This is a genomic window from Ruegeria sp. F11 (assembly GCF_056533855.1).
In genome coordinates this window covers 1-13,581 of the sequence record NZ_JBQFOW010000013.1, presented here as the reverse complement: position 1 = coordinate 13,581, position 13,581 = coordinate 1, and the positions used below count along the sequence as shown (strand labels likewise).

At 60.8% G+C, this 13,581-nt stretch carries 12 protein-coding genes; 7 read left to right on the top strand and 5 right to left on the bottom strand.

Going from position 1 to position 13,581, the window contains the following annotated elements:
* Positions 1 to 5: 5 nt before the first annotated feature.
* The 4 genes from ACR0NJ_RS16960 (at position 6) to ACR0NJ_RS16945 (ending at position 6,027) form a co-directional block, all read left to right on the top strand.
* A complete protein-coding gene (locus ACR0NJ_RS16960) occupies positions 6 to 2,066 on the top strand; it encodes a 3-hydroxyacyl-CoA dehydrogenase NAD-binding domain-containing protein (protein WP_480818305.1) in 2,061 nt (686 codons plus the stop codon).
* Between the two features lie 2 nt (positions 2,067 to 2,068).
* Complete coding sequence (locus ACR0NJ_RS16955; RefSeq protein WP_480818304.1) at positions 2,069 to 3,256, top strand: acyl-CoA dehydrogenase family protein; 1,188 nt, start codon at positions 2,069 to 2,071, stop codon at positions 3,254 to 3,256.
* A gap of 3 nt (positions 3,257 to 3,259) precedes the next feature.
* Positions 3,260 to 4,330, top strand: coding sequence for an acyl-CoA dehydrogenase family protein (locus ACR0NJ_RS16950; RefSeq protein ID WP_480818303.1), 1,071 nt, complete (start codon positions 3,260 to 3,262; stop codon positions 4,328 to 4,330).
* Between the two features lie 86 nt (positions 4,331 to 4,416).
* Entirely contained in the window at positions 4,417 to 6,027 is a 1,611-nt protein-coding gene (locus tag ACR0NJ_RS16945; protein ID WP_480818302.1) for a GMC family oxidoreductase, read from the top strand.
* 22 nt (positions 6,028 to 6,049) lie between these two features.
* On the opposite strand, the gene ACR0NJ_RS16940 is transcribed toward ACR0NJ_RS16945, so the two are convergent.
* Both ACR0NJ_RS16940 and ACR0NJ_RS16935 read right to left on the bottom strand, forming a co-directional pair.
* Entirely contained in the window at positions 6,050 to 6,808 is a 759-nt protein-coding gene (locus ACR0NJ_RS16940) for a nuclear transport factor 2 family protein (RefSeq protein WP_480818301.1), read from the bottom strand.
* A gap of 1,065 nt (positions 6,809 to 7,873) precedes the next feature.
* A complete protein-coding gene (locus tag ACR0NJ_RS16935; protein WP_480818300.1) occupies positions 7,874 to 8,080 on the bottom strand; it encodes a hypothetical protein in 207 nt (68 codons plus the stop codon).
* 195 nt (positions 8,081 to 8,275) lie between these two features.
* Between ACR0NJ_RS16935 and ACR0NJ_RS16930 the strand changes: the two genes are divergently transcribed.
* Positions 8,276 to 8,719 carry a hypothetical protein gene (locus ACR0NJ_RS16930; RefSeq protein WP_480818299.1) on the top strand — a complete coding sequence of 148 codons (444 nt, stop codon included), beginning with the start codon at positions 8,276 to 8,278 and terminating at the stop codon, positions 8,717 to 8,719.
* A 109-nt stretch (positions 8,720 to 8,828) separates the two neighbouring features.
* Positions 8,829 to 9,962, top strand: coding sequence for an LPS export ABC transporter permease LptF (lptF, locus tag ACR0NJ_RS16925; protein WP_480818298.1), 1,134 nt, complete (start codon positions 8,829 to 8,831; stop codon positions 9,960 to 9,962).
* A gap of 2 nt (positions 9,963 to 9,964) precedes the next feature.
* On the opposite strand, the gene ACR0NJ_RS16920 is transcribed toward lptF, so the two are convergent.
* Positions 9,965 to 10,795 carry a LysR family transcriptional regulator gene (locus ACR0NJ_RS16920; protein WP_480818297.1) on the bottom strand — a complete coding sequence of 277 codons (831 nt, stop codon included), beginning with the start codon at positions 10,793 to 10,795 and terminating at the stop codon, positions 9,965 to 9,967.
* Between the two features lie 100 nt (positions 10,796 to 10,895).
* On the opposite strand from ACR0NJ_RS16920, the gene ACR0NJ_RS16915 reads away from it, so the two are divergent.
* Positions 10,896 to 11,486, top strand: coding sequence for an HD domain-containing protein (locus tag ACR0NJ_RS16915; RefSeq protein ID WP_480818296.1), 591 nt, complete (start codon positions 10,896 to 10,898; stop codon positions 11,484 to 11,486).
* Here ACR0NJ_RS16915 and speB read toward each other — a convergent pair.
* Both speB and nspC read right to left on the bottom strand, forming a co-directional pair.
* The gene (gene speB / locus ACR0NJ_RS16910) at positions 11,483 to 12,325 is read right to left on the bottom strand and encodes an agmatinase (RefSeq protein WP_480818295.1); all 843 of its coding nucleotides are present in this window, start codon (positions 12,323 to 12,325) and stop codon (positions 11,483 to 11,485) included. The genes ACR0NJ_RS16915 and speB overlap by 4 nt on opposite strands.
* Entirely contained in the window at positions 12,322 to 13,491 is a 1,170-nt protein-coding gene (nspC, locus tag ACR0NJ_RS16905; protein ID WP_480818294.1) for a carboxynorspermidine decarboxylase, read from the bottom strand. The genes speB and nspC overlap by 4 nt, the downstream gene beginning before the upstream one ends.
* Positions 13,492 to 13,581: the final 90 nt, after the last annotated feature.

Here is a 13,581-nt window from a genome sequence, read left to right as displayed (position 1 = left end):
CTTCCATGGCTGCGGTCGAAATTCGCAAAGAGGGCGCGGTGGCGCTGGTCAGGATCGACAACCCGCCGGTGAATGCGGCAGGCTATCACGTGCGGATCGGGCTGGTGAACGCGTTGCGGGAACTGGCCGGGGACGATGCGGTCAAAGTCATCGCGCTCTATGCGGCGGGGCGGACGTTTGTTGCTGGGGCCGATATTCGCGAGTTCGGCCAGCCGCCGAAACAGCCGGTCCTGCCCGAGGTGTGTGAGGTGCTTGAAGCCAGCGCCAAGCCCATCGTCTGCGTGCTGCACGGCACCACTCTGGGCGGCGGTCTGGAAATCGCGCTGAGCTGTCAGGCGCGGGTCGGGATCAAGGGGCTGAAACTGGGCCTGCCCGAGGTCAATCTGGGCCTGCTGCCCGGCGCGGGCGGCACTCAGCGCCTGCCGCGTCTGGTCGATGGGCAGACGGCGCTGAGTATGATCACGTCGGGCAAACCGATCCCGGCCGAGGTGGCGCTGCAGGCCGGCCTACTGGATGATCTGCAGGATGGCGACCCCGAGGGGGTTGCTCTGGCCGCCGGTCAGCAGTTGCTGGACGGCACGCTGAAACCCCGCGTAACGGCCGAACTGAACAACCGCATCACTGCCGAGGAACTGGACGCCTTCCGCGCCAAGGCCAAGGGTGAGGTCGCCGAACGCGCCCTGAAAGCGGCAGAGGCGAGCAGCCTGCCGCTGGCCGAAGGGCTGAAGGCGGAACGCGCCCTGTTCATGGAGGCTCTGAATAGCAACGCCCATAAGGGCCTGAAACACGCCTTCTTCGCTGAACGCGCGGTGGCGCATATCCCCGAAGCCAAGGCCGAGGCGCGCGATCTGACATCGGGCGGTGTGGTCGGCGGCGGCACCATGGGCTCGGGCATCGCCACCGCGATGCTGCTGGCCGGGATGCCCGTCACCCTGATTGAGATGGAGGAGGACCGCGTCGCCTTCGCCCGCGAGACGATCACCAAAAACCTCGACGGGGCAGTGAAGCGCGGCAAGCTGTCCGAGGCGCAGCGCGATGCGGAACTGGGCACGCTGACCTGCACCACCGACATGGCCGCGTTGGGGGAGGTGGATGTTGTGATCGAGGCCGTGTTTGAATCCATGGATGTTAAACGGCAGGTCTTCGGCACGCTGGATCAGGTGTGCAAACCGGGGGCCATTCTGGCGACCAATACCTCGTATCTGGACGTGAACGAAATCGCCTCGACGACCAACCGACCGCAAGATGTAGTCGGATTGCACTTTTTTTCACCCGCCCATGTCATGCGCCTACTCGAAGTCGTGGTGGGCAAGGAGACCGCCCCCGAAATCGTCGCAACCAGCTTCAAACTGGCCAAGACACTGCGCAAGATCGCCGTGCGGTCCGAGGTCTGCGACGGCTTCATCGGCAACCGCATTCTGGCGCATTACCGCAAATCCTCGGCCTATATGCAGCTCGACGGCGCGCCGTTTGAACAGATCGACAAAGCGCTGGAGGATTTCGGCTTTGCCATGGGTCCCTTCGCGGTCTCTGATCTCGCCGGGCAGGACATCGGTTGGGCCACGCGCAAGCGTCAGGCCGCGTTCCGCCCGGCCAACGAACGCTATGTCGAGATCGCCGATCGCGTCTGCGAACAGGGTTGGTTCGGGCGCAAGACCGGCAAGGGGTTCTACATCTACGACGGCAAGACCCGCAGCGTGAACCCTGCCGTGGCTGAATATGCGCAAGCGGAGCGCGGCGCCAAAGGCATCACCGCCCGCAGCTTCACCGATCAGGAGATCGTCGAACGCTACATGGCCGCAATGGCGTCCGAGGCCACGCGGGTGGTTGAAGAGAAAATCGCCCTGCGCCCGATCGACGTGGATGCGGTGTTCCTGTTCGGCTACGGCTTCCCGCGCCACTGGGGTGGCCCGCTGCAATATGCCGATATCATCGGGCTGGACGTGCTGGTCCGGCGGATCGAGCAGTACGCGCAGGAAGACCCCCATTATTGGCGGGTTCCGACCCTGCTGCGCGAGTTGGCCGAGGCGGGCAGAACCTTCGATGATCTGAACAAAAGGGGCTGAGGATGGACCTGCGTTTCACCCCCGAGAAACAGGCGTTCCGCGCCGAAGTCCGCGCCTTTCTGGATGAAAACCTGACGGAAGACCTCGCCCGCAAAGGCCGCAACTCCGAGCCGCTGACAAAGGCCGAGATGGAGGGCTGGCACGCCAAACTGAACGCGCGCGGCTGGTTGGCCGTGACATGGCCCGTCGACTATGGCGGCACCGGCTGGGGCGCGGTCGAGCGGCATATTTTCGAGGAAGAATGCGCACTGGCCAACGCTCCGCGCATTGTGCCCTTCGGCTTGAACATGCTGGGTCCGGTGTTGATCCAGTTTGGGACCGAGGCGCAAAGGGCCGAGATTCTGCCGCGCATTCTGGATGGCTCGGATTGGTGGTGCCAGGGCTATTCGGAACCCGGCGCGGGGTCAGACCTCGCCAGCCTGAAAACCCGTGCGGTGCGGGACGGCGATGACTACGTGATCAACGGCCAGAAAACCTGGACCACGCTGGGGCAATACGCCAATCGCATCTTCTGCCTCTTACGGACCTCGACCGAGGGTAAGTCGCAGGAAGGCATCAGCTTTGTTCTGGTGGATATGAACGCGCCGGGTGTCGAGTTGCGCCCAATCAGGCTGCTGGATGGCGGGCATGAGGTGAATGAGGTGTTCTTTACCGATGTCCGCGTCCCCGTGACCAATCTGGTGGGTGAGGAAAACAAGGGCTGGACCATCGCCAAATACCTGTTGACCCATGAACGCACCAATATCGCGGGCGTGGGCTTTTCGGCGCGCGATCTGGAAAAGCTAAAAACCCTGTCGCAGCATGTGCTTCGCGGCGGTAAACCGCTGGCGCAGGACCCTTTGTTTGCCGCTGAACTCGCCGAGGTTGAGATCGACCTTGAGGCGCTCCGGGTCATGAACCTGCGCATGCTGTCTGCGGCCCGCGAAGGTGCGGCGTCTGGGGTGCAAAGCTCGATGTTGAAAATCAAGGGCACGGTGATCCGGCAGCGGATTCTGTCTCTGACCCGCTCGGCCCTTGGGGCCGCCGCGTCGCCGTTTCCGGCCGAGGACCTGCCCGAAAACGCGCTGACCGTGCCAGAAGAGGCCGCGCGGTCCGCCGCCACCTATTTCAACCACCGCAAGTTGTCGATCTTTGGCGGGTCGAACGAGATTCAGCGCAACATCATCGCCAAAGACCTGTTCGGAGGCTGACCGATGGATTTCACCCCGACCCAAGACCGCCAGATGCTGTCCGATACCCTGCGGCGCTATCTGGTGGAACAATATGATTTCGAGACCCGCAACGGCGTGATCGACTCTGCCCCCTATCATTCGCCTGCCAAATGGGCGGAGCTCTCCGACCTCGGTCTGATTGGGGCCTTTGTGTCCGAACGGCAGGGCGGGTTCGGAGGCGCGGGTTTCGACATCACCACCGTGTTTCAGGAACTGGGCCGGGGGCTCTGCCCTGAACCGATGCTGGCGGCACTGATGAGTGTACGCGCCGCTGCCGATTGCGGAGCGGCTGAACTGGTCGAACAGATGATTTCGGGCACAAGGCGCCTGCCGTTGGCGGTGTTCGAACCGGAAGCGGACAGCCTGCCGCTGATCCGGGCCAGCGCCGACCGGTCCGGGGATGGCTGGGTTCTGAACAGCCGAAAATCGATGGTCTATGGCCTGCCCGGTGCCGATGGCGCGCTCGTCGCCGCGCGTACCAGCGCAGGCATCGGCCTGTTTCTGGTCGAGACGCCCGAGGCCATCGACTACGCCATGATCGACGGCGGCGGCGCGGGAGAGTTGATCCTCGACGCCACCCGGGCGACCTGCCTGAGCGAGACAGCCGACGACATCATCGAAGCGGCGCTGGATGCAGGCCGTCTGGCGCTGTGTGCTGAAGCAGTGGGGGTGATGGAGGTGTTGGTCGACATGACGGTCGACTACCTCAAGCAACGCACGCAGTTTGGCCGCCCCATCGCCAGTTTTCAGGCGCTGCAACACCGGGCGGTGGATATGGCGATCGAGCTTGAACAAGCGCGCTCGATCACCATTCTGGCCGCCAGTAAGCTGGGCACGGATGAGGCCGGAACGTATATCGCCATGGCCAAGAACCTGATCGGTCGCGCGGGGACGATGATTGCCGAGGAGAGTATCCAGATGCACGGCGGGATTGGTATGACGTGGGAATATCCCGCCTCACACTATGCCAAGCGGCTGGTCATGATCGACCACCAGTTGGGCGACCGCTATGCGCAGTTGCACCGCGTCATGGCCGTGGGTGCGACCGGCTAAAAAGCGATAGGGGAACGGAGTGCCGCAACGGCACGATTGAAGCATAGGCAAAGCCCCGGCACGGTGTCCGCCGTGGAAGGGACCAAATGATCTTTGACTATGTGATTGTTGGCGGCGGCTCGGCTGGCTGTGTGTTAGCGCGCCGTCTGACCGAAGACCCGGATGTCAGCGTCTGCCTGCTGGAAGCGGGCGGTGGCGGCAACGGGCTGCTTGTCCGCATGATGCTGGGCGGGGCCCTCATGATCCAGAACAGGCCGGTTCAGATCAACAACTGGTGCATGGAGTCGGTGCCACAGCCCGGTCTGAACGGGCGCACGATCTATCAGCCGCGCGGCAAGGCGCTGGGCGGGTCCAGCGCGATCAATGCGGCGCTCTATGTGCGCGGGCAAAAGCAGGATTACGACGATTGGGCTAATCTGGGCAATGAGGGCTGGGATTGGGACAGCATGCTGCCCTATTTCAAAATGTCCGAGAACAACCAGCGCGGCGGCGATGCCGAACACGGTGCGGACGGCCCGTTGCAAGTGTCGGACCAACAGGACCCACGTGAGATCTCGCATGCTTTTGTCGAGGCCGCCACCCGCGTGCAGCACCGCGCTATCGACGATTTCAATCGCGGCGATCAGGAAGGTGCAGGCCTGTATCAGGTCACGCAATTCCACGACCGGGACAAGAACGGCGAGCGCTGCTCGGCTGCCGCGGCCTATCTGTTTCCGGTGTTGGATCGCCCGAACCTGACGGTGATCACGCGCGCCTCGGTGAAGCGCGTGCTGACCGAGGGCAAGCGGGCGACCGGCGTCCTTTATCACCACAAAGGGCAGGATGTTCACGTCAAAGCCAAGCGCGAGGTGCTGCTTTGCGCGGGTGCGCTGAAATCGCCGCAGATCCTGCAACTGTCGGGCATCGGTAACGGCGAGGATCTGGCGCGTCTGGGCATCAATGTGGTCCACGACCTGCCGGGCGTGGGCCGGAACCTGCAGGACCATCTGGATTTCTCACTGTCTTTCCGTACCACATACAAAGACAATCTGGGCCTCAGTGCCTGGGGCGGGGTGAACCTGATGCGCCACTTCTGGCGTTGGGGCCGGGATGGCAGGTCGATGGCGGCCTCGCCCGTGGCCGAAGGCGGGGCGTTTCTGAAAACCTCACCCGATCTGGACCGCCCTGATATTCAGTTGCACTTCATGATGACCATCGTCGAGGATCATCTGCGCAAGATTTACCGGGGTCACGGCTATAGCTGCCACATGTGCAAGCTGCGCCCCGACAGCCGGGGCAATGTGTTCCTGCAAAGCGCCGACCCCTTTGCGATGCCGGGGATCGACCCCGCCTTCCTGAGCGATCCGCGCGATCTTGAGACCCTTATCAAGGGCGTGAAGATCACCCGCGAGATCATGAAGGCCCCGCCGCTGGTCGATTATGAACTGTCCGAGATGCACGGTACCGATACCGTCACGACCGACGCCGACTGGGAAAAGCACATCCGCGCCCGGGCGGATACGATCTATCACCCGGTGGGCTCGTGCAAGATGGGCGTGGACGAGATGGCCGTGGTCGATCCGCAGTTGCGCGTGCACGGGGTTGAAGGGTTGCGCGTAGTCGATGCTTCGATCATGCCGAACCTGATTTCGGGCAACACCAACGCGCCGACAATGGCGATTGCGGAAAAGGCTGCCGATCTCATCCGGTCGGGGTGACGATTTGGCGAGGGCAACGGCCCTAGAACTTGCCGTTGTCATTCTTCCATTCGCTGCGTGGGGCGATGGCCTCGACCGTGTCCCAGTGCTCGACGATCAAACCGTCCTCAAGGCGGAACAGATCGTAGAAGCTGGAATGGACACCGTCCTTGCTGCCCTCGCTTATGCATAGGACAAAGTTGCCCTCTGCCAGCACGCGGTGCAGGCGGTGGTACTGAATGCGCAATGTGCCGTTTTTGGTGGCCTCCAACGCGGAACGCAAGCCAGTGCGCCCATCGGCAATGTCAGGACTGTGCTGGATCAAACCGTCAGCGACAAAGCGATGAAGTTGGTCGATCTGGTGGTCTATAAGAACCGTCTCCACGAAGCTGCGCGAGAGGTCCCGGTTGGCCTCGGTCTTGTCCAGATCAGTGATCTCGGTACTGCCGTCCAGCATGCCGCGCCCCGATGGGTTCGGGCCTTTTAGAGGCTGAATATTGTCCCAATGTTCCACAGCTTTGCCATCCTCGAACCGGAATACCTCGAAGGCGGCGCGCAGGCTCGAGAAATCGTATTCGTTATGCGCAAAAGCGAAATCGCCATCCTCGAACACCCGAATGAACCTGACCCGCGGGTTTGTTTTGGACAGGCGCGCGAACAATTCGGCCAGCCCCTCGCTGCCCTCGTGGGTTTGCGGGTTGTGCTGAACGTACTTTTCCTCGTTCACTACGGCTGCGGCTGCCGCGTCTCCGGTTTCGATGCCTTTCAGAAGCTTCTGCAACAGCTCTTTTTTCGACGCCATGCGATTCCCCCCTGACCGGCACAGATGGATTTGTCTTATGCGCGTGCCGGGCGCTCATGTTCCCTGAACGTCCATTCTAGTTGGGTCGGGCCTTGGAAGTCGAGCGACGCGCGCGGTCTTGCAGCGCCAGGGAACGCATCAATCTGCATTCGAAAAAATAAGGGGCTGGCCGAGGGGGGGTGTATGGGCGCCAGCCCCTTTCAGGTTAGTTCGGTTCGCACGACGAACCGCATATTTTTATGGGGAATTTGAATCAGATGTCCTGTTTGTCCGCCCCGAGTACGCATTCACCGGGAGTTGCTTGGATGCAGCTTTCTGGCCCAGGCATGCGCGTATTCTGCGAAGTGATCTGACCTTTTTTGGCACAAAGCCGCCAAAGCGCAGGCCGCCCACATGGCGGCGACATATTCAGCGTCGTCCTGGTGCAGTCGGTTTGCATTCAGAACGGCTGTGTTTGCGGTCGATGGTTTGTGCACAGGTGTCCGCGTCCTTTCCGTTACGCGACAATAAAAGTCGCAAGGAACCCGATAAGGATCGCTGTCGATGCAACAGAGAAATTCAGAAAATAATCCAACATCAGACTTCCTCTCTCGATCATTGAGCGTTTGTCGCGATAGCTTCACCAGCGCGACTGTCTGCCACCCTGCAACAATCCAGTTGAATGCAGGGGAAACGTTTCGTTAACGTTCTGTTAATAATTCGGCATTTACGAGGCTTTTGGACCATCCTCGGACACACTGAAGCGCATCCGCCGTCTCAAACCCCTCAGAAATAGCGAGTGTACTCGGACCGGGAATCGCGGTGCATTGGCTCAAAGCAGCTGCCAGCAACCGTTATCGCCTGTCGCGTCGCCTCTGGATGTGATGGGTGGTGTGAGGGGCTGGGTGAGGGGGTCTCGACCAGCCCCTCATCTAGGGGGTTACGGATTGGTTAAAGTGGTCCGTTGCCCGACGGATAGCAGCACTGTCACGCCTTTGAAATTAGGGGTTTCCCGTACATCTATTCGGATGCGCCCGGAGCGTGAGGATCAATCAGGCTTTCATGGGCTGAAACCGCGGCCGCTCATCAACCCTGAAAATAGTGCCGGTACAGAACTTCCTGCATGTCGCATCTGCTGTGGCCGAGTTTTGCCAGCACTTTGTCGGACATCAAGTCCACCTCGCGCCGCTTCCCTTTGTACTCTGCCATTTTCTGGCGCCGCGCCCTTCTTTTGGCCGATGCGAAGAAGCGCGAGAAGTAACCGCTTCCGGTATTTGTGTCTGCATAGGCCATCGCGGTTTCCTTCTGTTTCGTGACTGGCTGGGCTTGAACCAGACATCGTGATTGGTGCTGAACCCCGCATGGCCCGAGGGTTAACCTTCGTTCAGCAAGCTGCGCAAAACCGGCCTCGCGTTTCGCTTTCCCGACTTAACCGCGTATCCTGTTGTCATTGGATGCAATGATTGTGACATGGGCGGAGGATGATCAATGCGGGTTTTCTTCAAACAGGGGTTGGTGATCTTCTGGCTGCTCTGGTGGGCCTTCGCGTTTCTGACAGACTTCATCGGCGGGCTAGAGTTGCTGGGCGTAACATCGACCCCATGGTTTGACGGGCACAACTACCCGTTCCTGGTTAAGACGCTGGAACAGTTCGGCTCGACCACGGTGATCAATGTCGCCCTGTTTGTCGGCATCATCCTTTGGGCTTTGCTGTCAACGCTTCTGTTCGTCTTTGCAGCCATCACGCCCTATGAGCAGCAAGACAAATGGCTTCGCCGGGTCGATATCGCCTTTATCGTTTCGCTCGGCCTTTGGCTTGCATTCTTTCTTGCGGATCAAACGGTCATGAAGTTTGATCTTGAGGAAAACCATATGGTGCAGGGCGGGTTTCAGCTGTTGTGCTACCTAACCATTCATTTGTTGCCGGATTGATCCGGCGTACGCGCGTTACCGGAAAACGCTGGCCACCCGCCAATCGCGGTTTCCACGGCCTGCCGAATGAACTACTGTCCGCGCGAACGGATCACTGGGATGGAGCCTCATGTCGCGCTTTGATGGATATTTCCTGCGGCAATTGCTGATTCTGTTCGGCTTTTTCACTTTGGTCCTTGTCGGGGTGTTCTGGATCACCCGCTCGGTCAGCCTGTTTGATCGCGTGATCAGCGGCGGGCAGTCCGCGATGGTGTTTCTGGAATTCACCGCTCTGACCCTGCCGACGCTTGTCCGCACGGTCATGCCGATGGCTGTGTTCGCCGCCGCCGTCTATGCCACCAACCGCTTGAGCCGGGAAAGCGAGTTGACCGTGATGCTGGCCACCGGGTCCAGCCCCTGGCGTCTGGCGCGGGCGATTGTGTTGTTCGGCGTGGTGACGGGGCTGATGATGGCCATCATCAGCGTGTTCCTGCGCCCGGCCTCGGTCGAACAGCTTGAGGTGCGACAGGCCGAGGTCGCAGGCGATGTAACGGCGCAGCTTTTGAACGAGGGTGAATTCCTGCATCCGGCCACAGGCGTGACCGTCTATATCGGGCAGATTGATCTGGACGGCACCTTGCACGAGGTCTTCGTCTCGGACCGGCGCGATGCGGAAAACGCTGTTAGCTACTCCAGCGCGACGGCGTATCTGGTCAACAACGACACCGGCATCCATCTGGTGATGGTGGATGGCATTGCCCTGCGTCTGGACCAGCAGGGAAGGACCTTGTCATCGACCCTGTTTCAAGATGCCTCTTACGACATCTCGGAACTCACCAATACCAGCAGCATGACCCGCCGCAGCCTCGAGGCGATACCGACGGCAGATCTGTTGCAGGACCGCGCCGGGGTCGCCGCTGCTGACGGCTATAGCGAGGGGCAACTGGTCGAAGAACTGCATCAGCGGTTTTCCTGGGTGGCCATCTGCATCGCGGTCGCGCTGGCCGGATACTCGACCCTGATGCTGGGAAGTTTTTCGCGGTTCGGGCTATGGCCGCAGATATTGGCGGCCTTCACCATTCTGGTGCTGCTGGAAGGTGTTCGAGGGTTTGTGTCGCCCGTGGTCATTGCCGACCCCAACCTGTGGATATTGCTCTACCTGCCCGCGATCATGGGCGTTCTGATATCCTGCTTGTTTCTGCTAATCGCCGGACGTCCGCTGATGCCAGCAAGGCGGCGGGGCGAGGCTGTGCCTTCGACCTGATCTCAGCCGCGCAGGTCGGTCAGGCAGGTCAGGATGTTGGCAAATTCCTCGCTGTCTTTTCGCACCACCAGATACAGAGGCAGCATCAGGTCCCGCGCGCTGTCCAGACGCATCAACCTGCCCGAAGCCAGATGGTCGCCGATGACGTAGTCGGGAAAATACCCGCAGCCGCTGCGTTTCAGCACATAGCGCAGTGCCATCATGCAATTGCCCAGAAAGATCGTTTGGCCTGCCGCTTGCCGTGCTGTAGAGCGCACGTGATCCTGATAGATCTCGCCAAGTTCCAGATTAACGAATAATGAGGCGTCCCCTGCCGAATCGTCGGGGGTTCCGACCAGCGACAGGCGTTCCGGGGTCAGCTCGTGACAGATCACCCGGCGGTCCGAGGGTTTTTCGTGGGTCAGGGCAGCGTCCAAAACATGGGTCGCCACGGCTTCTGTCATGTTCAGGTCGTGGTCGTAGTTCAACGTCAGCAGCAGCTTGCCGAATTGCTGCTCGAAGCGCACTGCAAGATCGACCAGCAACGGGTCCCAGATGCTGAGTTGCGCGCCCAGCCGCAGGGCAAGGCGGTCCTGCGTCTGCGCAGGCAGGTCGGTCGAGGCAAAGGACCACAGCGACAGCATCTGTTCGGCATAGGGTTTGAACTGCCGCCCGAATTCGGTCAGCGCCGCGCCGCCGGCCCCACGGGTGAACAGTTGCTTACCGGTCTCGTCCTCGATCAGCCGGATGCGGGCGCTGACGGCGGTTTGGGTGACATTTAGCTTCCGAGCAGCGGCGTGGAATCCGCCCGTATCAGCAACGCAGAGAAAGGTTTCCAGAGCTTTGATTTGCATAGCGAAAGTATTTTTTGATCAAGGTGATAAAATCAATTCATTTTTTTGATGTTGCGGCATGCGGTATCCTGATTGCAAGAACCAGATCAAAGGACATGCCATGCTGGACAAAAGCCACAAGCCGACCTGGACCAGTTTTGAACAGGCCACCAAGGCCGACTGGGACGCGGTGATGGAGTATGAAGAGGCGTATAACGCCGCGCTGCCCGACCGGATTCTGGATGCGATCCGGTCTCTGGACGAGGACTGGACGCCCTATCCGGTGAACCGCTACCAGCACAGCCTGCAGGCCGCGACCCGCGCTTATGAGGACGGCGCGGAGGAGGAACTGGTGGTCGCCGCCCTGATCCATGACACCGGCGATATCCTGTCCCCCTACAACCACGGAGAGCTGTCGGCGGCGATGATGAAGCCCTATGTCAGCGAAAAGACCTATTGGATTCTCAAGTACCATTGCGTGTTTCAGGGCTATTACTACAACCACCATCTGGGTGGTGACCGCAACGCTCGCGACAAGTACCGCGACAGCCCGTATTGGGAGGACTGCCGGTATTTTTGCCATGAATACGATCAGAAGGCGTTCGACCCGGATTACCCGACCAAACCGCTTGAGTTCTTTGAACCCATGCTGCGGCGCGTTCTGAATAAAGGCGAAGGCCACATGGAGTTGAACGAAACCTCTGAAAGCTAACAGGCCGCCATCAGGCGATAGACGATCTGAGCTGCAGTGAAATCCCAGGCGGCATTGCCGTCAGGGGCCAGTTCGACAACGTCAAAGCCGACACATTTGCGGCCTTTGAGGGCGTGTTCGACCAGCCGCAGCGCCTGATAATAGCCAAGCCCACCCGGAACCGGGGTGCCAGTGGCGGGCATCTGTGACGGGTCCAGACCGTCCACATCGAAGCTGACATAGACCAGTTCGGGAAAATCCTTGGGCAAGTCGACGGCGTGGATATTGCCGGTCACCAACTCTTCGGCATCGACGTGGAAGACGTGGTTTTTCAGGCGGCTTTGCGCCTCTTCCGCGGAAAAGGCGCGGACGCCGAACTGGGCCAGACGGATGCCTTCTTCAGCCAGCAGATGCATGACCGAGGCGTGAGAGTGTTTCTCGCCCTGATAGGCGTTGCGCAGATCGGCATGGGCGTCGATCTGGACAATGCCCAGCGGCTGGTTCAGCGCGCGGGCCACGCCCGTCACGGCACCGTAGCTCAGCGAGTGTTCACCGCCCAGCGTCACCGGCACCTTGCCTGCGCGGATGGCGGCCTCGGTGCGTTGGGCCAGTCGCTCCATCACGTCGGGCAGCGGGCCGTCGCAGTCCAGCGGGGTTTCGGTAAAGATCCCCTCGACGCAGGGTTCGGCATGGCCAGTGATGCGCTCCAGCTCATTGCTGGCTTCGATGATGGCGCCGGGGCCCTTGGCGGCGCCCGCGCCATAAGACACGGTGCGTTCGAGCGGCACCGGGATGACGCGGAAGCGGGCGTCTTCGCTGCGTTCTGCGGCGGTGAGTTCGCTGTCGAGGAAGATGCTCATGAGAGTCTCTCTTTGAAGTCGTCATAGCCGAATTGCCGGATGATTTTCAGCTCGTCCGTATCGCTGTTCCACAGGGCGATGGTGGGCAGCGGGACACCGTTGAACGTGTTGGTCTTGACCATCGAATAATGCGCCTGATCGAGGAAGGCAAAGCGCTGGCCGATCTCCAGCGGCTTGTCCCACGTATAGTCGCCGATCACATCGCCCGCGAGGCAGGACGGCCCGCCCAGACGGTAGGTATGCCCTGCCTCTGCCTCGTCCATCAGGGCGGGGCGATAGGGGGCTTCGATCACGTCGGGCATGTGGCAGGTGGCCGAGATATCGGTGATCGCCAGATTCATGCCATTGGTCGGCAGGTCGAGGATTTCGCCCACCAGAATGCCTGCGTCCAAGGCGACGGCCTCGCCGGGTTCGAGGTAGATATCGATGTCATATTCGGCGCGGATGGCTTTGATGAAAGCCACCAGCCCATCGCGGTCATAATCGTCGCGGGTGATGTGATGGCCACCGCCGAAATTCAGCCATTTGAGTTGACCGAGGAAGGATTTGAGCCTTGGTTCGACTGCCGCCCATGTGCGTTGCAGCGGCTCGAACCCCTGTTCGCAGAGCGTGTGCATGTGTAGCCCATCGACCCCAGTCAGGGTTTCGGCGGTCAGTTGGCTGACAGGGGTGCCAAGGCGCGAGCAGGGCGCGCAGGGATCGTATTTGGGGATCTCGCCTTCGGAATGTTCGGGGTTGATGCGCAGGCCGACCTGAACCTTCGCGGCCTTTGCCTTGGTGAGGAAGCGGTCCTTCTGCGCCGGAGAGTTAAAGATGATGTGGTCGGACAGCGACAGGATTTCGTCGATATTGGCGTCCTTGTAACCCGCGCAGAAGGTGGCGACCTCGCCGCCATACTCCTCGCGGCCCAGACGGGCCTCGTAGATGCCGCTGGCGCAGGTGCCGCCGAGGTGCTGACGCACCAGCGGGGCCAGTGAGAACATCGAAAACGCCTTGAGCGCGCTGAGGACATGGGCGCCGGACCGGGTGCCGATGTCGGCAAGAGTGGTCAGGTTGCGTTCGATTGCTTTTTCGTCGACCACGAAACAGGGGGTGGGGACGCGGGCCAGATCGAACTTGCGGAAAGCTTTGGCGTCGCCCGCTTGGGTGGTCATCATGTCGGACATTGCCGGCGTCTCCGATTGTGGAGAGGCAGGGGGGGCAGGCGCCCCGGCCCCCCCCGCCACCCTTTCGCCGGCGAAGTAGGTGTGGAGGGC

Coding starts and splice junctions, on each gene's coding strand:
- ACR0NJ_RS16960 (WP_480818305.1), top strand. CDS start 6: ATGGCTGCGGTCGAAATTCGCAAAGAGGGCGCGGTGGCGCTGGTCAGG.
- ACR0NJ_RS16955 (WP_480818304.1), top strand. CDS start 2,069: ATGGACCTGCGTTTCACCCCCGAGAAACAGGCGTTCCGCGCCGAAGTC.
- ACR0NJ_RS16950 (WP_480818303.1), top strand. CDS start 3,260: ATGGATTTCACCCCGACCCAAGACCGCCAGATGCTGTCCGATACCCTG.
- ACR0NJ_RS16945 (WP_480818302.1), top strand. CDS start 4,417: ATGATCTTTGACTATGTGATTGTTGGCGGCGGCTCGGCTGGCTGTGTG.
- ACR0NJ_RS16940 (WP_480818301.1), bottom strand. CDS start 6,808: ATGGCGTCGAAAAAAGAGCTGTTGCAGAAGCTTCTGAAAGGCATCGAA.
- ACR0NJ_RS16935 (WP_480818300.1), bottom strand. CDS start 8,080: ATGGCCTATGCAGACACAAATACCGGAAGCGGTTACTTCTCGCGCTTC.
- ACR0NJ_RS16930 (WP_480818299.1), top strand. CDS start 8,276: ATGCGGGTTTTCTTCAAACAGGGGTTGGTGATCTTCTGGCTGCTCTGG.
- lptF (WP_480818298.1), top strand. CDS start 8,829: ATGTCGCGCTTTGATGGATATTTCCTGCGGCAATTGCTGATTCTGTTC.
- ACR0NJ_RS16920 (WP_480818297.1), bottom strand. CDS start 10,795: ATGCAAATCAAAGCTCTGGAAACCTTTCTCTGCGTTGCTGATACGGGC.
- ACR0NJ_RS16915 (WP_480818296.1), top strand. CDS start 10,896: ATGCTGGACAAAAGCCACAAGCCGACCTGGACCAGTTTTGAACAGGCC.
- speB (WP_480818295.1), bottom strand. CDS start 12,325: ATGAGCATCTTCCTCGACAGCGAACTCACCGCCGCAGAACGCAGCGAA.
- nspC (WP_480818294.1), bottom strand. CDS start 13,491: ATGTCCGACATGATGACCACCCAAGCGGGCGACGCCAAAGCTTTCCGC.